The organism is Amycolatopsis thermalba, from assembly GCF_003385215.1.
Lineage (GTDB): Bacteria > Actinomycetota > Actinomycetes > Mycobacteriales > Pseudonocardiaceae > Amycolatopsis_E > Amycolatopsis_E thermalba.
Genome location: NZ_PQHW01000077.1, coordinates 1 through 24,443 on the forward strand (window position 1 = coordinate 1; position 24,443 = coordinate 24,443).

25 protein-coding genes are annotated in these 24,443 nt (G+C 68.1%); 8 read left to right on the forward strand and 17 right to left on the reverse strand.

Annotated features, from left to right (window positions below; genetic code table 11):
* Window positions 1–439: 439 nt before the first annotated feature.
* The 6 genes from D0D15_RS25500 to D0D15_RS25525 all read right to left on the reverse strand — a co-directional run bounded on the left by D0D15_RS25500 (window position 440) and on the right by D0D15_RS25525 (window position 7,172).
* Window positions 440–1,714 (reverse strand): thymidine phosphorylase, encoded by a 1,275-nt coding sequence (locus D0D15_RS25500; RefSeq protein WP_094004024.1) that lies wholly within the window; start codon window positions 1,712–1,714, stop codon window positions 440–442.
* Window positions 1,711–2,100 (reverse strand): cytidine deaminase, encoded by a 390-nt coding sequence (locus tag D0D15_RS25505; protein ID WP_094004023.1) that lies wholly within the window; start codon window positions 2,098–2,100, stop codon window positions 1,711–1,713. The genes D0D15_RS25500 and D0D15_RS25505 overlap by 4 nt, the downstream gene beginning before the upstream one ends.
* Window positions 2,100–3,368, reverse strand: coding sequence for an ABC transporter permease (locus tag D0D15_RS25510; protein ID WP_115944791.1), 1,269 nt, complete (start codon window positions 3,366–3,368; stop codon window positions 2,100–2,102). Before D0D15_RS25510 ends, D0D15_RS25505 begins: the two co-directional genes overlap by 1 nt.
* Window positions 3,365–4,456, reverse strand: a complete 1,092-nt coding sequence (locus tag D0D15_RS25515) for an ABC transporter permease (RefSeq protein WP_094004021.1) — start codon at window positions 4,454–4,456, stop codon at window positions 3,365–3,367. Before D0D15_RS25515 ends, D0D15_RS25510 begins: the two co-directional genes overlap by 4 nt.
* Window positions 4,453–5,994, reverse strand: a complete 1,542-nt coding sequence (locus D0D15_RS25520; RefSeq protein WP_115944792.1) for an ABC transporter ATP-binding protein — start codon at window positions 5,992–5,994, stop codon at window positions 4,453–4,455. The genes D0D15_RS25515 and D0D15_RS25520 overlap by 4 nt, the downstream gene beginning before the upstream one ends.
* 74 nt (window positions 5,995–6,068) lie before the next feature.
* Window positions 6,069–7,172, reverse strand: coding sequence for a BMP family lipoprotein (locus tag D0D15_RS25525; protein ID WP_094004042.1), 1,104 nt, complete (start codon window positions 7,170–7,172; stop codon window positions 6,069–6,071).
* 505 nt (window positions 7,173–7,677) lie between these two features.
* Here D0D15_RS25525 and sdhC point away from each other — a divergent pair.
* The 6 genes from sdhC to D0D15_RS25555 all read left to right on the forward strand — a co-directional run bounded on the left by sdhC (window position 7,678) and on the right by D0D15_RS25555 (window position 14,450).
* Window positions 7,678–8,133 carry a succinate dehydrogenase, cytochrome b556 subunit gene (gene sdhC / locus D0D15_RS25530; protein ID WP_094004019.1) on the forward strand — a complete coding sequence of 152 codons (456 nt, stop codon included), beginning with the start codon at window positions 7,678–7,680 and terminating at the stop codon, window positions 8,131–8,133.
* 2 nt (window positions 8,134–8,135) lie between these two features.
* Entirely contained in the window at window positions 8,136–8,555 is a 420-nt protein-coding gene (locus tag D0D15_RS25535) for a succinate dehydrogenase hydrophobic membrane anchor subunit (RefSeq protein ID WP_094004018.1), read from the forward strand.
* Window positions 8,556–8,583: 28 nt separating this feature from the next.
* Complete coding sequence (gene sdhA, locus D0D15_RS25540; protein WP_094004017.1) at window positions 8,584–10,371, forward strand: succinate dehydrogenase flavoprotein subunit; 1,788 nt, start codon at window positions 8,584–8,586, stop codon at window positions 10,369–10,371.
* Window positions 10,371–11,144, forward strand: coding sequence for a succinate dehydrogenase iron-sulfur subunit (locus D0D15_RS25545; RefSeq protein WP_017986767.1), 774 nt, complete (start codon window positions 10,371–10,373; stop codon window positions 11,142–11,144). The genes sdhA and D0D15_RS25545 overlap by 1 nt, the downstream gene beginning before the upstream one ends.
* A 550-nt stretch (window positions 11,145–11,694) precedes the next feature.
* Window positions 11,695–12,999 (forward strand): KGGVGR-motif variant AAA ATPase, encoded by a 1,305-nt coding sequence (locus tag D0D15_RS25550; protein WP_094004016.1) that lies wholly within the window; start codon window positions 11,695–11,697, stop codon window positions 12,997–12,999.
* Complete coding sequence (locus tag D0D15_RS25555; protein WP_094004015.1) at window positions 12,996–14,450, forward strand: hypothetical protein; 1,455 nt, start codon at window positions 12,996–12,998, stop codon at window positions 14,448–14,450. The genes D0D15_RS25550 and D0D15_RS25555 overlap by 4 nt, the downstream gene beginning before the upstream one ends.
* 65 nt (window positions 14,451–14,515) lie before the next feature.
* Here D0D15_RS25555 and D0D15_RS25560 read toward each other — a convergent pair whose 3' ends face one another.
* From D0D15_RS25560 to D0D15_RS25570, 4 genes are all read right to left on the reverse strand, one after another.
* Entirely contained in the window at window positions 14,516–16,288 is a 1,773-nt protein-coding gene (locus tag D0D15_RS25560) for a vWA domain-containing protein (protein WP_198958141.1), read from the reverse strand.
* A gap of 108 nt (window positions 16,289–16,396) precedes the next feature.
* Entirely contained in the window at window positions 16,397–16,555 is a 159-nt protein-coding gene (locus D0D15_RS37910) for a hypothetical protein (protein WP_369806766.1), read from the reverse strand.
* Between the two features lie 32 nt (window positions 16,556–16,587).
* Entirely contained in the window at window positions 16,588–16,887 is a 300-nt protein-coding gene (locus D0D15_RS37250) for a transposase (RefSeq protein WP_233157108.1), read from the reverse strand.
* Between the two features lie 52 nt (window positions 16,888–16,939).
* Window positions 16,940–17,173, reverse strand: coding sequence for an SCO4848 family membrane protein (locus D0D15_RS25570; protein ID WP_167481562.1), 234 nt, complete (start codon window positions 17,171–17,173; stop codon window positions 16,940–16,942).
* Between the two features lie 73 nt (window positions 17,174–17,246).
* On the opposite strand from D0D15_RS25570, the gene D0D15_RS25575 reads away from it, so the two are divergent.
* The gene (locus tag D0D15_RS25575; protein ID WP_094004013.1) at window positions 17,247–18,455 is read left to right on the forward strand and encodes a D-alanyl-D-alanine carboxypeptidase family protein; all 1,209 of its coding nucleotides are present in this window, start codon (window positions 17,247–17,249) and stop codon (window positions 18,453–18,455) included.
* 6 nt (window positions 18,456–18,461) lie between these two features.
* Here the strand turns inward: D0D15_RS25575 and yhjD are convergent, their stop codons facing one another.
* From yhjD to D0D15_RS25600, 5 genes are all read right to left on the reverse strand, one after another.
* On the reverse strand, window positions 18,462–19,466 hold the full coding sequence (yhjD, locus tag D0D15_RS25580; RefSeq protein WP_094004012.1) for an inner membrane protein YhjD: 1,005 nt from the start codon (window positions 19,464–19,466) through the stop codon (window positions 18,462–18,464).
* Between the two features lie 65 nt (window positions 19,467–19,531).
* Window positions 19,532–20,560 (reverse strand): tryptophan--tRNA ligase, encoded by a 1,029-nt coding sequence (trpS, locus tag D0D15_RS25585; protein WP_094004011.1) that lies wholly within the window; start codon window positions 20,558–20,560, stop codon window positions 19,532–19,534.
* A 131-nt stretch (window positions 20,561–20,691) separates the two neighbouring features.
* Window positions 20,692–20,994: a hypothetical protein gene (locus D0D15_RS25590; protein ID WP_369806764.1), complete on the reverse strand. Its 303-nt coding sequence runs from the start codon at window positions 20,992–20,994 to the stop codon at window positions 20,692–20,694.
* 300 nt (window positions 20,995–21,294) lie between these two features.
* On the reverse strand, window positions 21,295–21,708 hold the full coding sequence (locus D0D15_RS25595) for a pyridoxamine 5'-phosphate oxidase family protein (protein WP_094004009.1): 414 nt from the start codon (window positions 21,706–21,708) through the stop codon (window positions 21,295–21,297).
* Between the two features lie 73 nt (window positions 21,709–21,781).
* Entirely contained in the window at window positions 21,782–22,597 is an 816-nt protein-coding gene (locus D0D15_RS25600; RefSeq protein ID WP_094004008.1) for an exodeoxyribonuclease III, read from the reverse strand.
* A gap of 38 nt (window positions 22,598–22,635) precedes the next feature.
* Between D0D15_RS25600 and D0D15_RS25605 the strand changes: the two genes are divergently transcribed.
* Window positions 22,636–23,370: an MBL fold metallo-hydrolase gene (locus D0D15_RS25605; protein WP_094004007.1), complete on the forward strand. Its 735-nt coding sequence runs from the start codon at window positions 22,636–22,638 to the stop codon at window positions 23,368–23,370.
* Between the two features lie 2 nt (window positions 23,371–23,372).
* Here the strand turns inward: D0D15_RS25605 and D0D15_RS25610 are convergent, their stop codons facing one another.
* Together D0D15_RS25610 and D0D15_RS25615 are read right to left on the reverse strand one after the other, a co-directional pair.
* On the reverse strand, window positions 23,373–23,690 hold the full coding sequence (locus D0D15_RS25610; protein WP_094004006.1) for an SH3 domain-containing protein: 318 nt from the start codon (window positions 23,688–23,690) through the stop codon (window positions 23,373–23,375).
* 94 nt (window positions 23,691–23,784) lie between these two features.
* Entirely contained in the window at window positions 23,785–24,432 is a 648-nt protein-coding gene (locus D0D15_RS25615; RefSeq protein WP_143266148.1) for a hypothetical protein, read from the reverse strand.
* Window positions 24,433–24,443 lie beyond the last annotated feature (11 nt).

The following is a 24,443-nucleotide window of genomic DNA, read 5'->3' on the forward strand; positions in this document are numbered from 1 at the left end:
CCCCCGCCCCCGATCCCCAGCCTGCTTTTGGTCGCCGATCAGGCGTGTCAAGGTACTCTTTCCCGCCTTGACACGCCTGCTCGGCGACCAATACACACTCAAGGTGAGGGGGCGGGGGAGGTCACCCAAGGTGACCGTTCGGCGCCGTGAGGCGCCCCCTCGCGAAACGCAGGAAAAAAGATCAAAAGATGTCCTCGCCGGACGGGCAGGCTCCGGGATGACGGGGGACCGTTGTCGGCTCACCTCGGGCAGGTGGTCGCTGTGTGGTCATCCCGTCGCCTTCCGGTTTGTGCATATCACCTTGAGCCAGGGCCGCAAGGTTGGCATGTTCGGCCGCCGGTTGGCGGCCTGGGTTGCGGCCCTGGCTCAAGGTGATCGTCACGTGTCAGGCGACGGGATGACCACCCAGCTACCTTGGGTGCAAAGCGGCGCTGCGCGCCTAGCTGACGCGGTGCAGGATCAGCTCTCTGGCTTCTGGGGCCTTGTCGGTGATCTCCACCGCGGTCGCCAGGGCATCCAGTGCTGCCGGGACCGCCTCCGGTGTGTCCGTGTGCAGTTCCAGCAGCGGCTGGCCCTCGGTCACCTGCTCGCCCGGCTTGGCCAGGCACCGGATGCCCGCCGCGTGCTGGACCGGGTCCTCCTTGCGTGCCCGGCCCGCTCCCAGGCGCCACGCGGCCACCCCGACCGCGTACGCGTCCAAAGCGGACAGATATCCCGAACCGGCCGCCTCCACGACCGCGACGTGCGCCGGCCGTGGCAGGGGCGCCGAACAGTCGCCGCCCTGCGCGGTGATCATCCGGCACCACGTCTCGTAAGCCTCGCCGGAGGCCAGCACGCGAGCCGGGTCCACCGAGAGGCCCGCGAGCGCCAGCATCTCCCGCGCCAGGGCCACCGTCAGCTCCACCACGTCCGCCGGTCCCCCGCCCTGCAGGACCTCCACCGCCTCCGCCACCTCGACCGCGTTGCCGACCGCCGCGCCCAACGGCGTGTTCATGTCCGTCAACAGGGCCGTCGTGGCCACACCGTGCGCCGTGCCGATCTCCACCAGCGTCCGGGCCAGCTCCGAAGCGTCCGAGACGCTCTTCATGAACGCCCCGGAACCCGCCTTCACGTCCAGCACCAGGCCGGCCGAACCCTCCGCGATCTTCTTGCTCATGATCGAGCTGGCGATCAACGGCACTGACTCGACCGTGCCCGTCACGTCCCGCAGCGCGTACAGCTTCCGGTCCGCGGGCGCCAACCCGGAGGTCGCCGCGCAGACCACCGCGCCGACCGAATTCAACTGCGCCGTGATCTCGTCCACCGACAACGCAGCCCGCCACCCGGGGATCGACTCCAGCTTGTCCAGCGTCCCGCCGGTGTGGCCGAGGCCGCGGCCGGACAGCTGGGGCACCGCCGCGCCGCACGTGGCGACCAGCGGGGCCAGCGGCAACGTGATCTTGTCGCCGACCCCGCCCGTCGAGTGCTTGTCCACCGTCGGCCGGTCCACGCGCAACGACAACCGCGAACCCGAATCGATCATCGCGCCGGTCCAGGTCGCCGTCTCCCGCGCGTCCATCCCGCGCAGGAACACCGCCATCGCCAGCGCGGCCATCTGCTCCTCGGCCACGTCCCCGCGCGTGTAGGCGTCCACGACCCAGCGGATCTGCTCGTCGCTCAGCGCACCACCGTCCCGCTTGGCCCGGATGACGTCGACCGCCGCGAACGCTGTCACGGCAGGTCCGCGGGACCGAACGCGTCCGGCAGCACCGAGGTCATCGGCAGGACCCCGGACGGGGTGTCCACCAGACACGAACCGCCGCCCAGCTCGAACAGGATCTGACGGCACCGGCCGCACGGCATCAGCAGGTCACCGCTGCCCGACCGGCACGCCACCGCCACCAGACGCCCGCCGCCACTCAGCCGCAGCTGCCCGGCCATCGTGCACTCCGCGCACAACCCGAGCCCGTAGGAAGCGTTTTCCACGTTGCACCCGACGACCACCCGGCCGTCGTCCACCAGCCCGGCCACGCCGACGTGCAGCCCCGAGTAGGGCGCGTACGCGCTCTTCGCCGCCTCGACGGCCTGAGCGCGCAACGCCTCCCAGTCGATCTCGCCCACTAGTCCCCCTCACCACGCCGGTACCGGGCACCGCCGGCCTTCGGTGGCCGCAGCCGTTGCGACGCCACCGCCAGCACGATCAACGTCACCACGTGCGCGGTGTACGGGGTCAGCTCGCTGGGCAGCGAGTCGTTGGACCAGTAGATCCAGTACAGGACACCGGCGCCGACCACACCGAGCGCGGCCGCGATCCACTGCCGCCGGATCAGCTGCACCACCACGATCACGAACAGCAGCAGCACCACGCCGTACAGCAGCGCGAGCACCGCCCGCCCGCCGCCGGACAGCTGCAGACCGTCCGCGTACCCGAACAGCGCCGCACCACCGAGCAGACCGCCCGGCCGCCAGTTGCCGAAGATCATCGCGGCCAGGCCGATGTACCCGCGGCCGTTCGTCTGGTTCTCCAGGTAACCGCCGCCGCCCTGCAGCAGCACCAGCGACGCGCCACCCATGCCGGCCAGGCCACCGGAGATCAGCACGCCCAGGTACTTGTGCGCGTACACGTTGATGCCCAGCGACTCGGCCGCCACCGGGTTCTCGCCGCACGACCGCAGCCGCAGCCCCAGCCGCGTCCGCCACAGCACCAGGTAGCTCACCGGCACCAGCAGGATCGCGATCATCGTCAGCGGTGCCACCCCGGTGACCAGCCCGTTGAGCAGGCCGGCCGCGTCCGAGATGAACACCCGCTGCTGGTCCTCCAGATCGGTGAGCCAGTTCGACAGGAACGTCGCCGAGTAGGTGTCGAACGTCGGCACCGTCGGCGACTGCCGCGGGTTGCCCGACAGCGGCTCGAAGATCAGCGTCGCCAGGTACTTCGCCACCCCGAGCCCGAGCAGGTTGATCGCCACACCGGAGACGATGTGGTTGACGTTGAACGTCACCGTCGCGATCGCGTGCAGCAGGCCGCCGAGCGCGCCGACGACGATCGCCGCGCCGAGGCCGGCCCACGGGCCGCCGTAGTAGGCGCCCCACGCCGCACCCCAGGTGCCGAGGATCATCATGCCCTCGAGACCGATGTTGACCACACCGCCGCGCTCGGACCACAGACCGCCGAGCGCGCACAGCAGGATCGGCAGCGCCAGCCGCAGCGCGGTCTGCGCGGTGTTTGTCGAGGTCAGCGTGTTGACCCCGGTCAGGTAGGACGCGGTGGACAGCACCGCGACGATCCCCACCGCCCACAGGACACCACGCGCCCAGCCGGGGATCCGGCGCTTGCCCGGGGCCGGCGGCACGGTCAGCGGCGCCGCGGTTTCCGTCGCGAGACTCACACCGCACCCCCTTCACTCACCGAAGCGGGGCGGCCGCCCGACAGCGCGCGGCCGACGCGGCGCTGCGCGGCGGCCAGGTCGGCCCGCTTCACGATCTCGTACGCCACTACGACCGACAGCACGATCGCGCCCTGCATGATCGTCGCGATCTCCTTCGGCACGTCGACCTGCTCCAGCGACACCGCCGACTTGTCCAGGAACGCCCACAGCAGCGCGCCGAGCGCGATCCCGCCGGGGTGGTTGCGGCCCAGCAGCGCGACCGCGATGCCGGTGAAGCCGTACCCCTGGGTCGAGGTGATGGCGTAGGTGAAGTCGCGGCCGACCAGCTCCGGGATGGCGACCAGGCCGGCCACCGCACCGGAGAGCAGCATCGCGATCAGCGTCATCTTCTTCGCGTTGACGCCGCCCGCGGCCGCCGCCGTGGTCGACTCGCCACTGGCCCGCAGCTCGAACCCGAACCGGGTGCGGTTGAGCATGAACCAGTAGGCGAAGCCGATGGCCGCGGCGATGATCACGAAGCCGAACAGCTCACCGCCGCCGATCGGGATGTTCGGCACCCGGCCGGACGGGGCGATCTCCTCGGTCTTGAGGTTGTTCCCGGTCAGCACGCCGAACTGGTCGGGGTTGATCAGGAACGCCACGATGCCGCCGACGATCGCGTTGAGCATGATCGTCGAGATGACCTCGCTGACCCCGCGGGTCACCTTGAGGATCGCCGGCACCGCCGCGTAGATCGCGCCGGCCAGCGCCGCCACGAGGATGATGAAGACGACGTGGATGACCGGCGGCAGCACGACGGCCCCGCCGATGATCGCGGCGACCACGGCGGCGAAGCGGTACTGGCCCTCGACACCGATGTTGAACAGGTTCATCTGGAAGCCGATGGCCACCGCGAGCCCGGACAGGTAGTAGACCGTCGCCAGGTTCACCGTGTCCACGGCGGTGGTGCCCTTGAACAGCTGGCCGATCATGGTGCCGTAGGCCTGCAGCGGATCGGCTCCGGAGATCAGCAGTGCGATCGAGCAGATCAGCACCGAGAAGACGATCGCCAGCAGGGGCGGCAGCACCTTGGTGCGCCAGGAGGTCACGCGGCTTCCTCCGCTCCGGTCATGGCCGAGCCCAGCTCGGTCGGGGTCACCGTGGCCGGGTCGGCTTCGCTCACCAGACGTCCGCGCAGCATGACGCGGATGGTGTCGGACAGGCCGATCAGCTCGTCGAGGTCGGCCGAGATCAGCAGCACCGCCAGCCCGTCGTGCCGGGCCTGGCGGATCTGCTCCCAGATCAGCGCCTGCGCGCCGACGTCCACCCCGCGGGTCGGGTGCGAGGCGATCAGCAGCACCGGGTTGCCGGACAGCTCCCGGCCGACCACCAGCTTCTGCTGGTTCCCGCCGGACAGCGCCGCCGCGGGCACCTCGATGCCGGGTGTGCGGACGTCGTAGTCGGCGACGATCCGCTCGGTGTCCTTGCGGGCCCCGGGGATGTCGAGCAGCTGGCCCTTCGACACGGGCCGCCGCGTCTGGTAGCCGAGGATCCGGTTGGCCCACAACGGTTGCGTCAGCAGCAGGCCGTGCCGGGTGCGGTCCTCCGGCACGTAGCCGATGCCGGCCTCGCGCCGGGCGAGCGTGCCCAGGCCGGTCAGATCGCGCGCGTTGCCGTCGGCGTCGACCAGCTCGATCGACCCGGCGGTGGCCTTGCGCATGCCCATGATCGTCTCGACCAGCTCGGTCTGGCCGTTGCCCTCGACCCCGGCGATGCCGAGCACCTCGCCCGCGTGCACGGTGAACGTGATGTCGTCGAGCACGGCGCGCACAGTGGTATCAGCCCCCTCGACGGTCAGCCGCAGCCCGGTCACCCGCAGCACGTCCCGGTCGGTGACGGTGGACTCGCGGGTCTCCGGGCTGGGCAGCTCGGAGCCGACCATCATCTCCGCCAGCTCACGCGAGGAGATCTTCTTCGGATCGGCGGTGCCGACCGTGGTGCCGCGCCGGATCACGGTGACCGTGTCGGCGATCGCGCGGACCTCGTCGAGCTTGTGCGAGATGAAGATGAACGTGAACCCCTGCGCCTGCATGCCGCGCACGGTCTCGAACAGCGCGTCGACCTCCTGCGGCACCAGCACCGCGGTCGGCTCGTCCAGGATGACGATCCGCGCGCCGCGGTAGAGCACCTTCATGATCTCCACGCGCTGCCGGTCGGCGACGCCCAGCGTCTCGACCAGCGCGTCCAGCGGCGCGGACAGCCCGACCTTCTTCTCCAGCTCGGCCAGCTTCGCGCGCGCGGCCCGGCCGATGCCGTGCAGGTTCTCGGCGCCGAGCAGGACGTTCTCCCGCACCGTCAGGTTGTCGGCGAGCATGAAGTGCTGGTGCACCATGCCGATGCCGGCGCGGATCGCGTCCTGCGGGTTGCGCAGCCGGATCTGCTCGCCGTTGATCGCGATCGTGCCCTCGTCCGGCGGCTGCATGCCGTAGAGGATCTTCATCAGGGTGGACTTGCCGGCCCCGTTCTCGCCGCAGATGGCGTGGACCTCGCCGGACGCCACCGTCAGGTTGACGTCGGAGTTGGCGACCACGCCGGGAAAGCGCTTCGTGATGCCGCGCAGCTCGACGGCCGGTGGTGAGTTGGTCATGAGACCCCCGGAAACGGCGCACGGGGCCCGGGAAGGGGTCACCCTCCCGAGCCCCGGACGCGGCTGGAAAAGATCTACTTCTGCGGCGTGGACGGGACGGTGATCGCGCCCGAGATGATCGCCTGCTTGTAGCCCTCGAGCTGCGGCTTGATGTCGTCGACCTGGCCACCGGAGGTGGAGTAGCCGACGCCGTCCACCGACAGGTCGAACCGCTTGGGCAGCGAGCTGAGCGTGTTGGTCGCCAGCGCCCGGAGGTAGTCGTACACGGCCACGTCGACCCGCTTGAGCATGGAGGTCATGATGACGTCCTTGTACTCGGCGACGGTCGCCTGGTGGTACTGGTCGGAGTCGACGCCGATGGCCAGCCCCTTGGCCGCGCTCGCGGCCTGGAAGACGCCCTTACCGGAGGCACCGGCGGCCTGGTACACCACGTCGGCGCCGGCGGAGAACTCGGCGGCGGCCTTGATGTTGCCCTTCGCCGGGTCCTGGAAACCGGTGTTGTCACCGGCCGGGGTCAGGTAGTCGCTGGTGATCTGGACCTTGTTCGACGCGGCCTTGGCGCCCGCGATGAACCCGGCCTCGAACTTCTGGATCAGCGGCGTGTTCACGCCACCGACGAAGCCCACGTGGCAGTTCTTGCTCTTGTAGACCGCGGCGACACCCACCAGGAAGGAGCCCTGCTCCTCGGAGAACACCAGCGGGGTGACGTTCGGCGCGGTGACCGAATCGTCGTCGACGATGGCGAACTGGGTGTTCGGGAACTTCGGCGCGACGGCCTGCACCGCGGTGGCGTAGGCGAAGCCGATCGCCAGGATCGGGCTGTAGCCGTCGGTGGCCAGCTGGGTCAGCCGCTGCTCCTTGGCGGCCTCGTCCTCGGTCGGCGACGCGGTGCTCTCGCGGACGTCGGTGACGCCCATGTCGGCCTTGGCCTTGTCCACGCCCGCGGCGGCGGCGTCGTTGAACGACGCGTCACCCCGGCCCCCGATGTCGAACGCGAGCGCGACCCGCAGCTTGCTGGCGTCGACCTTGGCGCCGGCGGCGCTCGAGGTCGTGGACGCGGCGGTGGCCGCGGGCGCCTGTGCCGTGACGCAGGAACCGGCCGCGGCGTTGTCGTTGTTGCTGCTCCCGCTGGTGCCGGAGTCCTTCGCACACCCCGCCAGCGCGAGCGCCGCCGCCATGGCGGTGGCGGCCAGTGTGGTGGCACGCGTCTTACGCACCCTGTCTCTCCCTCCCCGCTGGTTGTTCCAGCGGACCCGAGAACGACCCGGCTCAGTGCCGGGCTCGACGGGCGAACGGTACCCGCCTGTGAGCAAATGGCCATGCCAGAGCCACAGCACGTAACCTAAATGTTTGCTTGTCCTCCGGCACTGCGACAGTTCAATCACATGGAGTCACCCCCACCCATCCGAGTGAGCGAGATTCACCTCACTTCGCGAAGTTTCGCCGGGGTGTTAATGAGGATGAGACGCACGACACGCGTACGGTGTCTGGTCGATCACACACACCAACCACAGGTTGAGTGCGGTATGGCGAGCAGGTCTAGCATCCCCTCTATCCAAGCTCGATGGCCTTGAACACCCCGCCGGGGCGCCTGCGAAGTCCCAGGTGGACGCTCCCCGCGGCCCGGTGGATTCGCAGGTCAGCCGGGCACAGTCCAACCACGACGTTGGAGGCCGTACACCGATGTCCACCACGGCGAGCACCGCCGCCGACCAGACGGCGGCGGAGGCGAGCGATCGGGCGGGTGCCTCACGCCGGAGCGGGACCTTCTACCGGGGCGACCCGGGCATGTGGTCCTGGGTCCTGCACCGGATCACGGGCGTGCTCACCTTCTTCTTCCTGTTCGTCCACGTCCTCGACACCGCGCTGGTCCGGGTTTCCCCCGACACCTACAACGAGGTCATCGAGACCTACAAGACCCCGCTGGTCAACCTCATGGAGGTGGGCCTGGTCGGCGCCGTGCTGTTCCACGCGCTGAACGGCATCCGGGTCATGCTGGTCGACTTCTGGTCGAAGGGCACGAAGTACCAGAAGCACATGCTGTGGACGATCGCCGTCGTCTGGGTGCTCGTCATGATCCCCGGCGCGATCGCGATGATGTGGCGCACGGTGTCGGTGATGTTCGGAGGCGGAGAGTAGAGATGGCGACCGAAACCCTCGCGCTCGACAAGCCGCGCTCGCCGCGGCGCCCCGCCGCCCGCCGCAGCAACTTCGAGCTCTACAGCTGGCTGTTCATGCGGATCTCCGGCCTCGCGCTGGTCGTCCTGGTGCTCGGCCACCTGTTCATCATGAACATCCTCGACGGCGGCGTGCACCGCATCAACTGGGGCTTCGTCGCCGGCCGCTGGTCCTCGCCGTTCTGGCAGACGTGGGACCTGCTGATGCTGTGGCTGGCCCAGCTGCACGGCGGCAACGGCCTGCGCACGATCATCGACGACTACGCCCGCAAGGACAGCACGCGCTTCTGGCTGAAGATCGTGCTCTACGTCTCGATGGTCCTCATCCTGTTCGTGGGCACCCTGGTGATCTTCACCTTCGACCCCGACATGGCCGGCAGCTGACCCACCACCACCCGAGGAAGAAGCGGACATGCAGTTCCACAAGTACGACGTGGTGATCGTGGGCGCCGGTGGCGCCGGTATGCGCGCCGCCATCGAGTCGGGCCAGCGCGCCCGCACCGCGGTCCTCACCAAGCTCTACCCGACCCGCTCCCACACCGGCGCGGCCCAGGGCGGCATGTGCGCCGCGCTGGCCAACGTCGAAGAGGACAACTGGGAGTGGCACACCTTCGACACGGTCAAGGGCGGCGACTACCTGACCGACCAGGACGCGGCGGAGATCATGGCCAAGGAGGCCATCGACGCCGTGCTCGACCTGGAGAAGATGGGCCTGCCGTTCAACCGGACGCCGGAAGGCAAGATCGACCAGCGCCGGTTCGGCGGGCACACCCGTGACCACGGCAAGGCCGCGGTGCGCCGGGCCTGCTACGCGGCCGACCGCACCGGTCACATGATCCTGCAGACGCTGTACCAGAACTGCGTCAAGCACGGGATCGAGTTCTTCAACGAGTTCTACGTGCTCGACATGATCACCACCGAGACCGAGAACGGGCCCGTCGCCACCGGCGCGGTCGCCTACGAACTCGCGACCGGCGAGATCCACGTCTTTCAGGCGAAGGCGGTCGTGTTCGCCACCGGTGGCTTCGGCAAGGTCTTCAAGACCACGTCGAACGCGCACACCCTCACCGGTGACGGCATGGGCATCTACTACCGCAAGGGCCTGCCGCTGGAGGACATCGAGTTCTACCAGTTCCACCCGACCGGCCTGGCCGGCCTCGGCATCCTGCTCACCGAGGGCGCCCGCGGCGAGGGCGCGATCCTGCGCAACGCCTCGGGTGAGCGGTTCATGGAACGCTACGCCCCGACCATCAAGGACCTCGCGCCGCGCGACATCGTCGCCCGCTCGATGGTCCTGGAGGTGCTGGAGGGCCGCGGCGCCGGCCCGCACAAGGACTACGTGCTCCTGGACTGCACGCACCTCGGCGCGGAGGTCCTGGAGACCAAGCTGCCGGACATCACCGAGTTCGCCCGCACCTACCTGGGCGTGGACCCGGTGAAGGAGCCGGTGCCGGTGTACCCGACCGCGCACTACGCGATGGGCGGCATCCCGACGAACGTGCACGGCGAGGCCCTGCTCGACAACGACACCGTCCTGCCCGGCGCCTACGCCGCCGGTGAGGTCGCGTGCGTGTCGGTGCACGGCGCGAACCGGCTGGGCACCAACTCGCTGCTGGACATCAACGTGTTCGGCCGCCGCGCCGGCATCGCCGCCGCCGAGTACGCCCTGGGCCACGACTTCGTCGAGCTGCCGGAGAACCCGGCCAAGATGGTCGAGGGCATGGTCGACCACCTGCGCACCGCGCACGGTGGCGAGCGGGTCGCCGACATCCGCACCGAGCTGCAGCAGACCATGGACACCAACGCGGCCGTGTACCGCACCGAGGACACGCTGAAGACCGCGCTGACCGACGTCCAGCGGCTCAAGGAGCGCTACGGCCGGATCTCGATCCAGGACAAGGGCAAGCGGTACAACACCGACCTGCTCGAGGCGATCGAGCTGGGCTTCCTGCTCGACCTGGCCGAGGCCCTGGTCAACGCCGCCCTGGCGCGCAAGGAGTCCCGCGGCGGGCACGCCCGCGAGGACTACCCGAACCGGGACGACGTCAACTTCATGCGGCACTCGATGTCGTACAAGATTCTGCCGGACAAGCCCGACCCGGACGCCCCGCTGGGCATCAACGGGTTCATGGCCGACATCCGGCTGGACTACAAGCCGGTGACCTTCACCCGGTACGAGCCGATGGAGCGGAAGTACTGATGACCGCGGTAGCCGAACAGAACACCGTCAACGGGATTCCCGCGCCGGAGGGCTCGGTCACCATCACGGTGAAGATCCAGCGGTTCAACCCCGAGATCGACGACGCGCCGCACTGGGAGTCCTACGAGGTCCCGGCGCTGCCGACCGACCGGGTGCTGAACCTGCTGTTCAACATCAAGAACTACGTGGACGGCACGCTGTCGTTCCGCCGGTCGTGCGCGCACGGCATCTGCGGTTCGGACGCGATGCAGATCAACGGGATCAACCGGCTGGCCTGCAAGGTGCTGGTCAAGGACCTGCTGGCGAAGGACGGCAAGGAGACCACGGTCACCGTGGCTCCCATCAAGGGCCTGCCGACGCTGAAGGACCTCTACGTCGACATGGAGCCGTTCTTCGAGGCGTACCGGGCGGTGAAGCCGTACCTGATCACCTACGGCAACGAGCCCACGCGCGAGCGGATCCAGTCGGCGGCCGATCGCGAGCGGTTCGACGACACCACCAAGTGCATCCTGTGCGCGGCGTGCACCTCGTCGTGCCCGGTGTACTGGAACGACGGGTCGTACTTCGGCCCGGCGGCGATCGTCAACGCCCACCGGTTCATCTTCGACAGCCGTGACGAGGGTTCCGAGGAGCGGCTGGACATCCTCAACGACGCCGAGGGCGTGTGGCGCTGCCGCACGACGTTCAACTGCACCGACGCGTGCCCGCGTGGCATCCAGGTGACGAAGGCGATCCAGGAGGTCAAGCGCGCGCTGCTGTTCAAGCGCGTCTGAGTGTCCTGCTGAGCACATCGAGCCGCCGTGCCTCTCACATTCAAGAGGCACGGCGGTTTATTATCGTGCGCCTCAACCGAACCAGACTCTGACGGTTGTAGCCTCTACCCGTGGCAGCCACTCAACACGTACAGTTCGCGCAGGCGGCGCAGCGGCATCTGCAGGACGCGACCTTGCTGCACCAACAGCAACGGCTTGCGAATGCCGACCACCTCGCAGGCGTCGCTGCAGAGTGCGGCCTCAAAGCCATACTTCTAGATTACCTCGGCGGAACACTAGTTGACGGCAAGCCCAGACATCCAAGTGCGCCTAATCGACGCTATGGACATTTGCCGGGCGTGTGGGCGGAGCTTGCAGCGACTACCCGAGGTCGAACAGCTACACACTTTACCGCTTTGATAAGCGGACCTAACCCATTCGCGAGGTGGGACGTCGCCGAAAGATACAGCGACGGGAAACACATACCAGAAGACAGAACAAAGCACCACCTGGACTCGGCCAAGACAGTATTGAGCATCTACCAAGCAGCCAAGATAAGCGGAGTGCTACCATGACCGTGAGATTCGATGACGCCTGGAGGGATGCACGGGTCGTCGCCATCGAGCTGGCGGATCGTGGCATAGATGTCATTCTCATTCGAGATATCCTGGGGCGAGTTTCACTTCTCCTGGATCTGGAAGAGCAGCCAGACTGGCTTGAAAAAGTGCGCGCCGACCTCCAGCGCGCTGCTGGCGCTTTTGCGTCTCCCACGCCGGTGCAGATATCCGGCGACCTTTTTGTTCCCGAGCAGGTGCTAAACTCCCCTGACCTTCTGCTGGAAAGGTCACGAGTCGGCACTCATGGCAGCTTTTCAGTTCTGGAGAACGGGATTGTCGGCGCCGACTGGACTCGCCGCACAGCTGACATGAACACCCGTCGGCGAGTGACCCTATACGGATTTAAAGGCGGCGTCGGCCGCTCGACCGCAACTTTCATGTTAGGCAAAGGACTCGCGTCCCAAGGGAAATGCGTCCTCATTGTTGATCTGGACCTTGAATCACCTGGGATAAGCTGGTTGACCCAAGCCGACGAAGATCTTTCTGCCCACGGCATCGTGGATCATCTAGTCGAAGACGCCGTCGGCAACGCAGACGGCTTGCAGATCGTCAGCCGAAGCCAGAGAGTTACAGCAGAGGGTAACGGTGAGGTGTGGATTGCGCCCGCGGCGGGAACACCGAGGGCCGATTATGATTACATGGCAAAACTCAACCGGATTTACACAGACCTACCACCAGCGCCCGACGGGCGAGCGCAGAGGTTCGGAAATCGACTAGATGCTGCGATCAGGTATGCCGAAGCACAGGTCGAAACATTGAGCCGGAAACCAGACGTCGTACTATTAGACAGCAGGGCCGGAATTCACGATGTGGCGGCCGTCGCCCTGACACAATTGAGCGACCTCAATCTCTTATTCGCGGCTGACACGCCTCAAACTTGGCGCGGATACGGATCGCTGTTTGCGCAGTGGAAACACAATCCCAGGCGACGCGATCTAGGAGAACGCCTCAAGATGGTTGCATCGCTAACACCCGCCGCGACTGTTGATGAGTATCTCGCAGATTTTCGAGACCATGCCCAAGTATGTTTCGCGGAAACCTTATACGAGGACACGACCGCCGACGAGTTGGACGCCTTCAATTACAGCGTGAACGACCCCGATGCACCTCATTCACCGATACCGATACTCTTTCATTCCGACTTGGTGGGTTTGGATCCTACCCGCGACTCCGACTGGCATGCGCGCCCTCTCATCAAAGCTGCCTTCGAGCGTTTCGTCGACACAGTGTCCACGCTCATTATTGAGGAGGACTCGTGAAAGACCTTTCCGTATTCGAATACCGCTCGCTTCTGCAGCACGCGATTCCGCAAACGCCGGATACCGATACCGAGAATATCCACACGAGCACGCTTTTTACAGCGAGTCGACACAGAGGCGCACTCGAACCAGACGTAACGGTCGTTACAGGTGGTCGCGGAGTAGGAAAGACGGTCTGGTTTCAAACCCTCCTGAACGACGAGTTGCGAACGCTCGCCGCCGACGAATACCAACTGCCGCGACTGTTGAAGATTGACCCACTGGCCGGATTCGGCTCGGAAAGAAATCTGGACAAGTATCCAAGTCGCCGAGTCCTCGAAGAATTACTGCACGACGGTGTCAATCCGGTCGATATCTGGACTGCCGTCGCACTTCAGGCTCTCGGAATGAATGCTATCCGAGAGTTGACCACCTGGAAAGCTAAACTGGGCTGGCTGAGAAGCCATCCAGAAGAAGCAGAAAGTGCGCTCGATAAAGCCGATCGAGCAGCGGCAGAGACAGGAACCATCAAACTCTTCCTATTTGACGCACTCGACAGACTACATGAAAATCGCAGAAGCGCCGATATTCTAACCGGCAGCATACTAGAGTTTGCGCTCAATTTGCGCATCGAGACACGCTACCTGCGTGCTAAGGTTTTCATTCGAGACGACATGCTTGATAGTTCTCACGCATACTTCCCAGACTCGTCAAAACTCACATCTAACGCCGTAGATTTGACGTGGTCACAGGTGGACTTATACGGTCTGCTTTTCCAACACCTAGGCAATGCTGAAGAAGAGGACTTAGCCGAAAGGTTTCGAAGGTCGACGGGGACATGGCAGACAAAGGGATCTCGTCACGTGCCGCCGTCAAGACTGGCCGCAGATGGCGAGACCCAGCAAGAGGTTTTCATCCGGATCGCCGGCAAATTCATGGGTCCCAACCATCGACGTGGCCGGACGTACACTTGGTTGCCGAATCACCTTGCCGACGGCCGAGGGCAAACTAGCCCGCGCAGCTTCCTGGCTGCGTTGCGCACTGCGGTAGACAACACCGTAAGCACGTACGCCAACCACTTTTCACCCCTACATTGGGACGCGATAAAACAAGGAGTTCAAAAAGCCTCCAAGACACGCGTTGACGAGATTCAGGAGGACCTTCCCTGGGTTGCCTCGACGATCAGTCCGCTTCATGGCCTCCAAGTCCCTATCGAGCAGAACGAAATTCTGCAGCGTTGGCACGAACGGGATTTGGAAAGTTCGCTAGGTCGTCTCGTTCAGGTTCCTGGGGACGATAACGATGTCCGCACAGGCCCGCAGCACCCGGGAGACTATCCTCGTCTGGTCAACGAACTCATTGCCTTGGGTATCATGACAAGACGGGCGAACGGCAAGCTCGATCTGCCAGATGTATATCGCATCGCATTTGGCATCGGGAGACGCGGTGGCGTTCCGCGAGTACGGGCTTGACATAAAGACAAATTCCACGCGGGGTGGCTTCATGTAGAGCCTTGCATCAAAGCCCCCTGCGTGATTCAGGCCCGTTTGCGGACCACGACGGTGATGACGCCGCCCAGGACGACGGCGCCCGCGCCGACGCCGAGCCAGATCGGCCAGGTCTCCGTCGGTTCCTCGGCTGCGACGAGCACCGGGGCGCTCTGGGCGGGCTTCTGGCTGGCGCCGGCGTAGGACGGGCCGTCCTCCGGCCGGCCGCCGATCGTCAGGTCGAGCGTGACCGGCACCGGGACGTCGTCGCCGGACGCGGCGGTGGAGCCCACCTTGATCGCGATGTAGTACCAGCCCGCCAGGGCCTGACTGCGCGCCGAGAAGGTGTCGGCGTGGCGGTTGTGGTACCGGACCGGAACGGTGGACAGCACGTCCTCGGTCGACGGCAGCGCCGCCGGCCGGCCCGTGAAGACCGTGGTGTCGGAGTCGATCTGCGCGCGGTACGGGTTGTACAGCGAGGTGGCGATGTTGGAGATGTTGTCCACGCCGCTGCCACCCGCCTGTCCGAAGTGGACCCGGTAGGCCAGCCCCTGGCCCCAGTCGAGCTTGACGCGGTAGAAGACGTACTCGCCCCGTTGCAGCGTGTCCCGGTAGCGGCCACTGCCCGGCAGCGTCGCCGCGACCGTGAACGACCCGCCGCCGGTCACCTCCCGGTCCGCGGACGGTTCGGTGAACGGGACCTTCGGCAGGACCGCCCTGCTGCCACCGTCGGTGACCGGCGGTTCGACGATGGTGAGCAGTTCGACCGGCAGCCGCTCCGGCACCCCGGCGGAGACGCGGTCCCAGGTGAGCGCGACGTAGTAGCGACCGCCGCCCTTGCACGTGCCGTCGTCGCCGTCCAGGGTGCGGGCGACGGTCAGCGCCTCGCCGTCGCTGGACATCGTGACCTGCTCGGTCTCGAACACGTGGCAGTCCTTGCCGCCGTCGGCGTAGAGGCGCAACTGCAGCGTGTTCATGTCCTGCGTGATCGAAACGCCGTCGATGCGCGGGAAGGAGATGGTGGCGCTGAAGTGGGCGGCGCCGCCCTCTGGCACGTCCACCGCGTAGTAGCGGGTCTCCTTCTGCCCGATGGTGTCCAGGTGCTGGCCGGGCTCGGCCACCGGTGCGTTGTCCCAGGTCGCGGTACCGGTGATCGGGGTGCCGGCGGGCTCGTAGGTGCGCAGGGCGGTCGCGGAGACGCGCGGCAGGATGCGCTCCAGGGTCTTGCCGTCGGGCGCGTCGGTGTAGGTGCCGCCGGTGACCTGCGCGATGCAGGTGAGCTGCGCACGGGACTTGGCGTCGACGGCGAAGCCGACCGCGTGCACGACGACCGTGGCGCCCTGGGCGGTCAGCTCGCGGGCGACCTCGCAGGGGTCGGGCGGGGCGCAGGTGTCCTCCCCGTCGGAGACGAGGACGATCGCGCGCGGGCCGGTGTCCGGGAGCGCGTCGGCGGCGGTGCGCAGGGCGGTGCCGATCGGGGTGTAGCCGCTGGGCTGGATGCCGTCGACGGCCGCGGTGAGGGCGGGCTTGTCGATGGCGCGGGGCGGGCTGAGGACCTGGACGTCCTGGCAGCCCTGCGGCTTCTCGGCGTCGGAGGAGCCGGTGCGGGTGCCGTAGACGGTGAGGCCGACCTGGGCTTGCGCGGGCGCCGACCCGATGAACCGGCGGAGCGCGGTCTTCGCGGCGTCCATCTTGGTGCCGCTGGTGGGGTCCGCCTGCTTCATGGAGCCGGACCCGTCGAGGACGAGCATGGTCGGGGCGTAGGTGGGCTCCTGCGCGTGAGCCGGGGCGAGCCCGAGCCCCAGCAGGCCCGCGACGGCCACCGGGAGAAGCTGCGAAAGCCGGAACATGGTCCCCCATCCGTGTGATCGATGCCGCTTGGATGCGATCGCAAACGAATGGGTTCCACCGGGTTTCGGCTAGTGCGTGTTTCATGAGCGGGGCAGCCACTCGTTGATCGAGGCGATTGTCAGTACCGCCTCGAAACGCACGGCGAGCTTGTCGTAGCGGGTGGCCACTGCCCGGTTGCGTTTGAGCCGGTTGATGCAGCACTCCACCTCCAGGATCGAACGCCGGCGGCGGCCACCCACACGGCCACGCCCGCCGCCGGTACCCCGCTTGGTCAGCCGGCACCGGGATCGTGGCCTTGATCCCACGACGCCCCAGGTAGCCACGGTTGGCTCGGGAGCTGCAGGCCGGGGGCGGCCGAGCCCGTGATCAGCAGGTTCGGCGTCGGTCCCGCCGGGCGGTTCGACCTGCGGATCCCCCTTTGCCGTGCGCACGGCCCATAGACCCGGGGGATGTCTTGCCAGGGTGCACCGATCCGGATCCGCCAGCGGATCCCGTTGATCAGCTGGCGTTTGGTCCACTTCGGCGGGCGGCCAGGGTTACTGCCGATGGGCAGCAGCGGTTCCAACGACACGCCGACACGATCCTCATCGGCATCACACCAGCTCCCAGCCTTGAAACACGCGCTAGGCGTCGGCCTTCTGCTTCGCGCGCAGGCCGCGCAGCCCGATGACCCCGATGATCGTGCCGAGGGCGAAGCTCACGATCGCCAGGATGAGGTGCACGACGAAGAACCCGGTGGCCGACCCGTCCGGCCCCCACGAGTTCTCGCTCGCCCACAGGTTCTTCACGAACGTGATCCAGATGACCCAGGACCAGATCCCGAAAGCCAGCAGGAACCACGCCACACGTCGAGACATGCTCCGAGTATCCCCCGATCGGATCGGGGCGCCGCGCGGGGGAACCGGTACGCGCGTCCTCTAGCCTGCTTTGGTGCGACGCGGTTTCCTGCTCTCCCTCGTTCTGGTTGTGTTGTCCGGTCTCGTCCCGTTCGCGGGCACCGCGGCGGCCGCTCCCGCCGTGTGCCCGGACGCGGTCGTGCCGCCCCCGCCGGTGGACACCTCCGAACAGCCACCGCCCGGCGTGGCCGCGCCCGCTCCCCTGCCGGTGCCGAAGGCCGCGGTCGGCGGGGCGCGCATGGGCGAGTGCGGCGTGGTCTACCCGTCCGGCGCCGCGGTTCCGCCCGGCACCACCGCCGCGTCCTGGCTGGTGCAGGACCTCGACACCGGCGAAGTCCTCGCGGCGAAGAACCCGCACGCCCGCCAGCGCCCGGCGTCGCTGATCAAGACGCTGCTGGCGCTCGTGGTGATCCGCGAGCTGAAGCCGGAGCAGATCATCGTTCCGACGGTCGAGGACGCCAGCCAGGAGTGCACCTGCGTCGGCCTCGTCGCCGGCGGCCGGTACACCGTGGACCTGCTGCTGCACGGCCTGCTGATGCACTCCGGCAACGACGTCGCCCACGCCTTCGCCACCGCGCTGGGCGGGGTGCCGGCGACGGTGCGGAAGATGAACGACCTGGCCGCGGAACTGGGCGCGACGGACACCCGCGCGGCGACGCCGTCCGGGCTCGACGGGCCGGGCATGTCGGCGTCGGCCTACGACATGAGCCTGATCTTCAACTACGCCATGAAGCAGCCCGAGTTCGCCGCCTCGATCGCGACGCGCGCCGTGCAGATCCCGGCGCAGCCCGGCAAGCCCGCGTTCTCGATCGTCAACGACAACAAGCTGCTCGGCACGTACCCCGGTTTCCTCGGCGGGAAGACCGGCTTCACCGACGACGCCCGGCACACCTACGTCGGCGCCGCCGAACAGAACGGCCGGCGCGTCGCGGTGGTCCTGATGCGGGCCGAAAACCGCCCGACGCCGGTCGTGAACCAGGCGAAGGCACTGCTGGACTACGGCTTCGCGCTGGCCCGGACGAACGCTTCGCCGGTCGGGCACCTGGTGTCGCCGGCCGCGCCGGAGGTGACCGCGGACGGCGCCGCTTCGGATTCCGGCGTCGCGGAAGCCGGGGCGGCGGTGGAGAAGGATCCGTTCGGGGTGACCGGGTGGATCCTGACGCTGGTGGTGGCGGTGATCATCGTGGCCGGGTTCGTGATCGGGCACCACCGCAAGAAGCGGCAGGGGCCGCAGGCCTCCTGACCGGCGCTACCGGCGCCGCCGGCCCAGCCAGGCCAGCACCGCGCCCGCGCTGAACGCTCCGGCCACCGCGCCCGCACCGGGGCCGCGCCGCACCTCCACCGTCGGCCGGATGACCGCCGGCGGTGGGGGTTCGACCGTCTGCACGAGGTTCTCCCGCGCCGTCGCCGTCCAGGCCGTGACGAAGAGCAGGAAGCGGGACACCAGGTTGGCGAACACCAGCAGACCGATGATCGGCCCGAACAGGGCCCCGCTCGGCGAGCTGGTCACGCTCGCCAGGTAGATCGAACCGACCTGCTTCAGCACCTCGAACCCCACCGAGGCGATCGCGGCGCCCTTGATCGCGCTGCGCGGCGACACCTTCTCCCGCGGCAGCCGCGACAGCACCCACAGGAACACCAGCATGTTGGCCAGCAGCGCCAGCAGGATCGTCGCCAGGCGCAGGATGAACAACGCCCACCCCTGGTCGTCCAGCCCCACCCACCGCAGGATCAGGTTGCCGACCCCGCCGCCGATCGCGGTCAGACCGAACGACACCACCAGCGCCAGCCCGAGCCCGGCGAGCGCGAGCAGATCCTTGATCGTCGTCGAGACCAGCGGGCGGCTCTTCTTCTCCTGCCCCCACTGGGCGGTGAGCGCGTCCCGCAGGTTGCTCATCCAGCCGATCCCCGAGTACAGGGCCAGCAGCAGACCGAACACCCCGGTGGCACCCCGCGACTTCAACGCCGTGTCGACGATGTTCGCGACGAAGTCCCCGATGCCCGCCGGCGTCGACGACACGATCCCGTCGCGCAGCTCGTTCAGGGCCGTCGCGTTGTTCGCCAGCACGAACCCGGCGATCGAGAACCCCACCATGAGCAGCGGAAACAGCGACAGCACGCTGAAGTACGTGATCGCCGCCGCGTAGTGGTTGCCGTAGCGCTCGCCGAACGCGTCGTTGGCTCGCACCAGGTGATCGAGCCACGGGTACTTCCGGCGCAGCCGCGGGACCAGCTTTTCCTTTTCGTCCGCCACGGGAAAACGCTAACGACCCGGTCCCGGCCCCGCAATTCGAGGCCGGAATAGGTCCATTGTGGACGTCAGCTCGCGGGCGGCAGGAACCCGACGCGGTCGAACACCCGCTCCAGCGTGCGCGCCGACACCGCACGGGCCTTTTCTGCGCCACGGGCCAGGATCTTGTCCAGTTCGGCCACATCGTCCAGATAGGACTGAACGCGCTCCTGGATCGGCGTGACCCATTCGACGAGGACCTCGGCCAGGTCCTTCTTCAGGTCGCCGTAGCCCTTGCCCGCGTACGCGGCCTCCAAGTCGGCGATGGTGCGGTCGGTCAGCGCCGAGTAGATCGACAGCAGGTTCGACACACCCGCCTTGTTCTCCCGGTCGAACACGATCTCGCGGCCGGTGTCGGTGACCGCCGAGCGGATCTTCTTCGCCGAGCGCTTCGGGTCCTCCAGCAGCTCGATGATGCCGTTCGGCGAAGACGCCGACTTGCTCATCTTCACCGCCGGGTCCTGCAGATCGTAGATCTTCGCCGTGCCCTGCACGATGTGCGGCTCGGGCACGGTGAACGTCTTGCCGAAGCGCTGGTTGAACCGCTGCGCCAGGTTGCGGGTCAGCTCCAGGTGCTGGCGCTGGTCCTCACCCACCGGAACCGCGTCCGCCTGGTAGATCAGGATGTCCGCGGCCATCAGGACGGGGTAGGTGAACAGGCCGACGCTGGCGTGGTCGGTGCCCTGCTTGGCCGCCTTGTCCTTGAACTGCGTCATGCGGCTGGCCTCGCCGAAGCCGGTCAGGCACTCCAGCACCCAGGACAGCTGCGCGTGCTCGGGCACCTGGCTCTGCACGAACAACGCGCTGCGCTCCGGGTCCACGCCGAGCGCGAGCAGCTGCGCGGCCGAGACCCGGGTGCGCTGCCGCAGCACCTTCGGGTCCTGCTCGACCGTGATCGCGTGCAGGTCGACGACCATGTAGAAGGTCTCGTGCGTGTCCTGCATGCGCACCCACTGGCGCAGGGCACCGAGGTAGTTGCCGAGGTGGAACGAGTCGGCGGTGGGCTGGATCCCGGACAGCACGCGCGGGCGGGCGGTGGTTTCTGGCGCTTCGGACACGACCTGGATTGTCGCAGGCGCCGCGGACGGCGATGGCAGCGAGGTCCGCCGCGGGACCGGTGCCCGCTGTGATCGCGGTCGCTCCGGGTTTTGCTCGTCGGCGCCCGGGTAACCGTCCGACCGCGGACGGGTCAGACCTGGGGACGCCGGTAGGGGGTCAGAGCCGGGCGCGTGGGCTCTTCGCAGGTCTCGACGATGACCGGGACGACCGCCTCCGCCTGGGCCTTGCGGCGCTGGCGCACGATGCCCAGGGCCATGCCGATGATGCCGAGCAGGACCGCGGCGAGGCCGACGGGACCGAGCAGGCCGAACGAGACACCGGCCGGTTCGGCCTGGGAAGCCGGTGCCGCCGAGGCGACGCCGGTGGTGGTCGCGGTCGCGAGGACCGCGAGGACCAGGCCGGCCCGCAGTACGTGCACTGTTCGGTTGCGCACCGGTGTGCCTCCTGAGACGAGACTGCCGTTCCAACGTCGCAGTCACCCTATTGGGCGACCGTTGCCAGCGTGAAAACTACCGACCGTGTCAAGGCCGATCGTTCTTGATCACGCGCGGGGCAGAGAGTAGCGCCCATCGGAGTGCCGGGGACACGGGGGTTCCACCCCCGCGCCCCGGCGCGACATCATCGCCGGTCAGACGGCTCGTCCGGCACAGCCCGCTCGGCAACCGGTTCGGTGCGCGGAAATCGGCGGGGACAGGACGACCCTGCGCGCGGGTCGCGCCCGCGCGCAGAGCGGTCAGGACTTGCTCTGGTCGTTGCTCAGCCACTTCTCCGGGCGCACCCGGACCAGCAGCGAGTTCTCCCCCAGCGCGCCGTCCACGTAGCTCCGCGCGTCGGGCTCCGGGAGGTAGCGGGAGGCGATCCCGAGGGCCTCCGCCCGCGTCGGCGGCTCGTCGCTGATCACGACGCTGCCCTCGACGGACACGTACTTGTACGGCCAGCTCTCGTCCTGCACGGTCAGGGTCAGCCGGCCCGCCTTGCGCACCAGCCTGTCCTTCACCGAACCGCGATCCATCCACAGCAGGACCTCGCCGCCGGGCCGGTAGTCGTACCAGATCGGCACGGCCAGCGGCGCCCGGCCGTCGCGCTCGACGGCCAGCACGGCGACGTGCACGCCCGCCAGGAAGGATTCACGTTCGGCCGGCGTCATCACGAATGACACGAGCTGCCCCCATTCAGTCGGTGTGCCATGGTCAACACCCGCACCCATCCGGGCATTCCGGCTATTCCGGGGAAAAGTCGAACGTCGCCGTCACCGGGGCGTGGTCGGACCAGCGCAGCTCGTAGCTCGGCGCCCGCTCCACCACCAGCGACGTGCACGTTTCGGCCAGACCGGGCGTGGTGACCAGGTAGTCGATGCGCCAGCCCGCGTCGTTGTCGAACGCCTTGCCGCGGTAGGACCACCACGTGTACGGGCCGGGGCCCTCCGGGTCGAGCCTGCGCTGCACGTCCACGTACCCGGCCTCGCCGAACACGCGGCTCATCCAGGCGCGCTCCTCGGGCAGGAAGCCGGAGTTCTTCTGGTTGCCCTTCCAGTTCTTCAGGTCGATCTCGGCGTGCGCGATGTTCCAGTCACCGCCCACGACGACCTCGCACCCGGCCGCCTCGGCCTTGCCGCGCAACTCCACCAGGTAGGGCAGGAACGCGGCCATGAACCGCTCCTTCTCCTCCTGCCGCGGCGTGCCCACGTCACCGCTGGGCAGGTACAGGCTCGCCACGACCACGCCCGGCAGGTGCACCTCGAGGTAGCGCCCGCTGTCCTCGAACTCCGCCGCGCCGAACCCGACGCGCACCTCGGACGGCTCGGCCCGGCTGTAGACCGAGACGCCGTTGCGGCCCTTCACGGCCGAGGGCGCGTGGTGCGCGTGCCACCCCTCGGGGGCGACGACGTCCCTGGGCAGCTGCCCGGCCTCGGCGCGCACCTCCTGGCAGAGGATCACGTCGGACCCGCTGGCCGCGAGCCACTCGACGAACCCCTTCTTGGCGGCGGCGCGCATGCCGTTGACGTTGACTGTGGAGACGGTGAACACGGCACGCACGCTACCTGCCACCCCCGACAATCCTGGACACTGCCGCCATGAGCGCACTGACCGTCCTCGGCAGCTGCGGGGCGTGGCCGGAACCGGGCCGCGCCTGCGCCGGCTTCGTGCTGTCCCACCAGGGTTTCCGGATCGTCCTGGACCTCGGCTACGGCACCATCGGCCCGCTGCTCGGGCACTTCCCGCGGGGCGACGTCGACGCGGTGGTCGTCACGCACCGCCACCCCGACCACTGCGTGGACGTGAGCGCTCTCGCCCGCGTGCGGCACTACGAGGCCGCCGGCGAGCCGAAGATCCCCCTGTACTGCGAACCCGGCGTCCTGGACGTGCTGCGCGCGCTGGAACCCCGGCCCGACCCGGCAACGGTCTTCCACGTGCACGACCTCGGCCGCCCGGCGCGGATCGGGCCCTTCTCGCTCACCCCGTTCCCGCTGCCGCACCACGTCCCGGACTACGGCGTCCGGCTCACGGCCCCGGGCCTCACCGTGGCTTACACCGGCGACTGCGGCCCCACCGAAGCGCTACGCGAACTCGCGCGCGACGCCGACCTCTTCATCGCCGACGCCACGCTGCCGGAGGAACCGGAAGGCAGCCCACGCAACGTCATGACCGCCACGGAGGCGGCGACCTGGGCGGCGGCCGGGGGCGCCCGCCGGCTGTTGCTGACCCACTTCTGGCCGGGCAGCGATCGCGTGGTCTCCGCGACGCGGGCGCGTGCCGTGTTCGGCGGTGACGTGATCGTCGCCGAGGAGGGACTCGTCGTGGCGCTGTGACTTCAGCAGTTGCCGCTGACCGGCCGCAGGTACTCCGTCTTCGCCCACTTGTTCTCGGCGATCTTGCGGAACCCGTTCTGGACCTCGGCCTGGGCGTCGGTCTCGGCGTTCTGGTTGAACTTGCCCACGATGTCCGCGCCGGTGTCCGGGGCGGCCCGCACGTTGAGCACGTCCGCCGTCACCGTGACGCGGCAGCCGGCCGAGCCGCCGCCGGTGGCGCCCTCGGAGACCTGCTTGTCGGTGCCCATCAGGTAGATCAGCCCGACGCCGGCCAGGATCGCGACGATGATCAGTGCCCGCTTAGGGATGCCCAGGAACACGGGAACTCCTCACCAGCTCACTTGCGTTCCGGGTAAGGGTAGCCACACTTCAGCAGCCGGGACAGGGCCGCGCGGGCGAACCACCCGAGAGGCGTCACGACGCGGGCACGCTCGGTGACCAGACGCTGTGGTGCCGCACCACGTGAGTGCCGGCGCGGCTCAGGAGGGCGACGGTGACCGGGTCCCGGTACGGATCGAACGGGCGCTGCACCTTCCACAGGTGGTCGGACAGGGCCTTCGCCAGCTGCCCGGCCGTGCCGGACCCGCGCACGGTCAGGACGCTCAACGACAGGATCCGCTCACCCGCGGCACGGCACACGACGTCGACGCGCGCCCGCGCCAGGCCGGTCAGCCGCAACGCGCCGAGGACCAGCCCGCACACCAGCAGCGCGATCACCTCCAGCAGCGCGAACGGCAGCAGCACCAGCCAGACGAGGATCTGCAGGCCCACGACGAGCGCTTCGAGAGCCTGCCCGGCGAGCCCGGCGACCAGCAGCAGCGGCGCGAGGTAGAGCCACTGCCAGCCGCGGATTTCCCGGTCGTGCTGGGACTTGCGCTGGTCCCGGCGTTCGTGGCGCCACTCCGCGGGTGTGCGCCGCGGCCTCGGCGGCGCGAACCGGTAGCGCTTGTAGTCGCCGGTCGGGATGTTCACCGGCTGGATGACACGCTGCCACGGCGCGAACCGGCGCGTCACGGTCCAGACGTGGTTGTCGGGATGGATCACCTGCACGAGGGCAGTCATACCCGACGCGG

Bases quoted from the DNA above. Each gene is read 5' to 3' on its own strand.
- D0D15_RS25525 (WP_094004042.1), bottom strand. From the start codon at position 7,172: ATGGCGGCGGCGCTCGCGCTGGCGGGGTGTGCGAAGGACTCCGGCACC.
- D0D15_RS25570 (WP_167481562.1), bottom strand. From the start codon at position 17,173: ATGTCTCGACGTGTGGCGTGGTTCCTGCTGGCTTTCGGGATCTGGTCC.
- D0D15_RS25535 (WP_094004018.1), top strand. From the start codon at position 8,136: ATGGCGACCGAAACCCTCGCGCTCGACAAGCCGCGCTCGCCGCGGCGC.
- sdhA (WP_094004017.1), top strand. From the start codon at position 8,584: ATGCAGTTCCACAAGTACGACGTGGTGATCGTGGGCGCCGGTGGCGCC.
- sdhC (WP_094004019.1), top strand. From the start codon at position 7,678: ATGTCCACCACGGCGAGCACCGCCGCCGACCAGACGGCGGCGGAGGCG.
- D0D15_RS25615 (WP_143266148.1), bottom strand. From the start codon at position 24,432: ATGACTGCCCTCGTGCAGGTGATCCATCCCGACAACCACGTCTGGACC.
- D0D15_RS25595 (WP_094004009.1), bottom strand. From the start codon at position 21,708: ATGACGCCGGCCGAACGTGAATCCTTCCTGGCGGGCGTGCACGTCGCC.
- D0D15_RS25545 (WP_017986767.1), top strand. From the start codon at position 10,371: ATGACCGCGGTAGCCGAACAGAACACCGTCAACGGGATTCCCGCGCCG.
- D0D15_RS25520 (WP_115944792.1), bottom strand. From the start codon at position 5,994: ATGACCAACTCACCACCGGCCGTCGAGCTGCGCGGCATCACGAAGCGC.
- D0D15_RS25605 (WP_094004007.1), top strand. From the start codon at position 22,636: ATGAGCGCACTGACCGTCCTCGGCAGCTGCGGGGCGTGGCCGGAACCG.
- D0D15_RS25550 (WP_094004016.1), top strand. From the start codon at position 11,695: ATGACCGTGAGATTCGATGACGCCTGGAGGGATGCACGGGTCGTCGCC.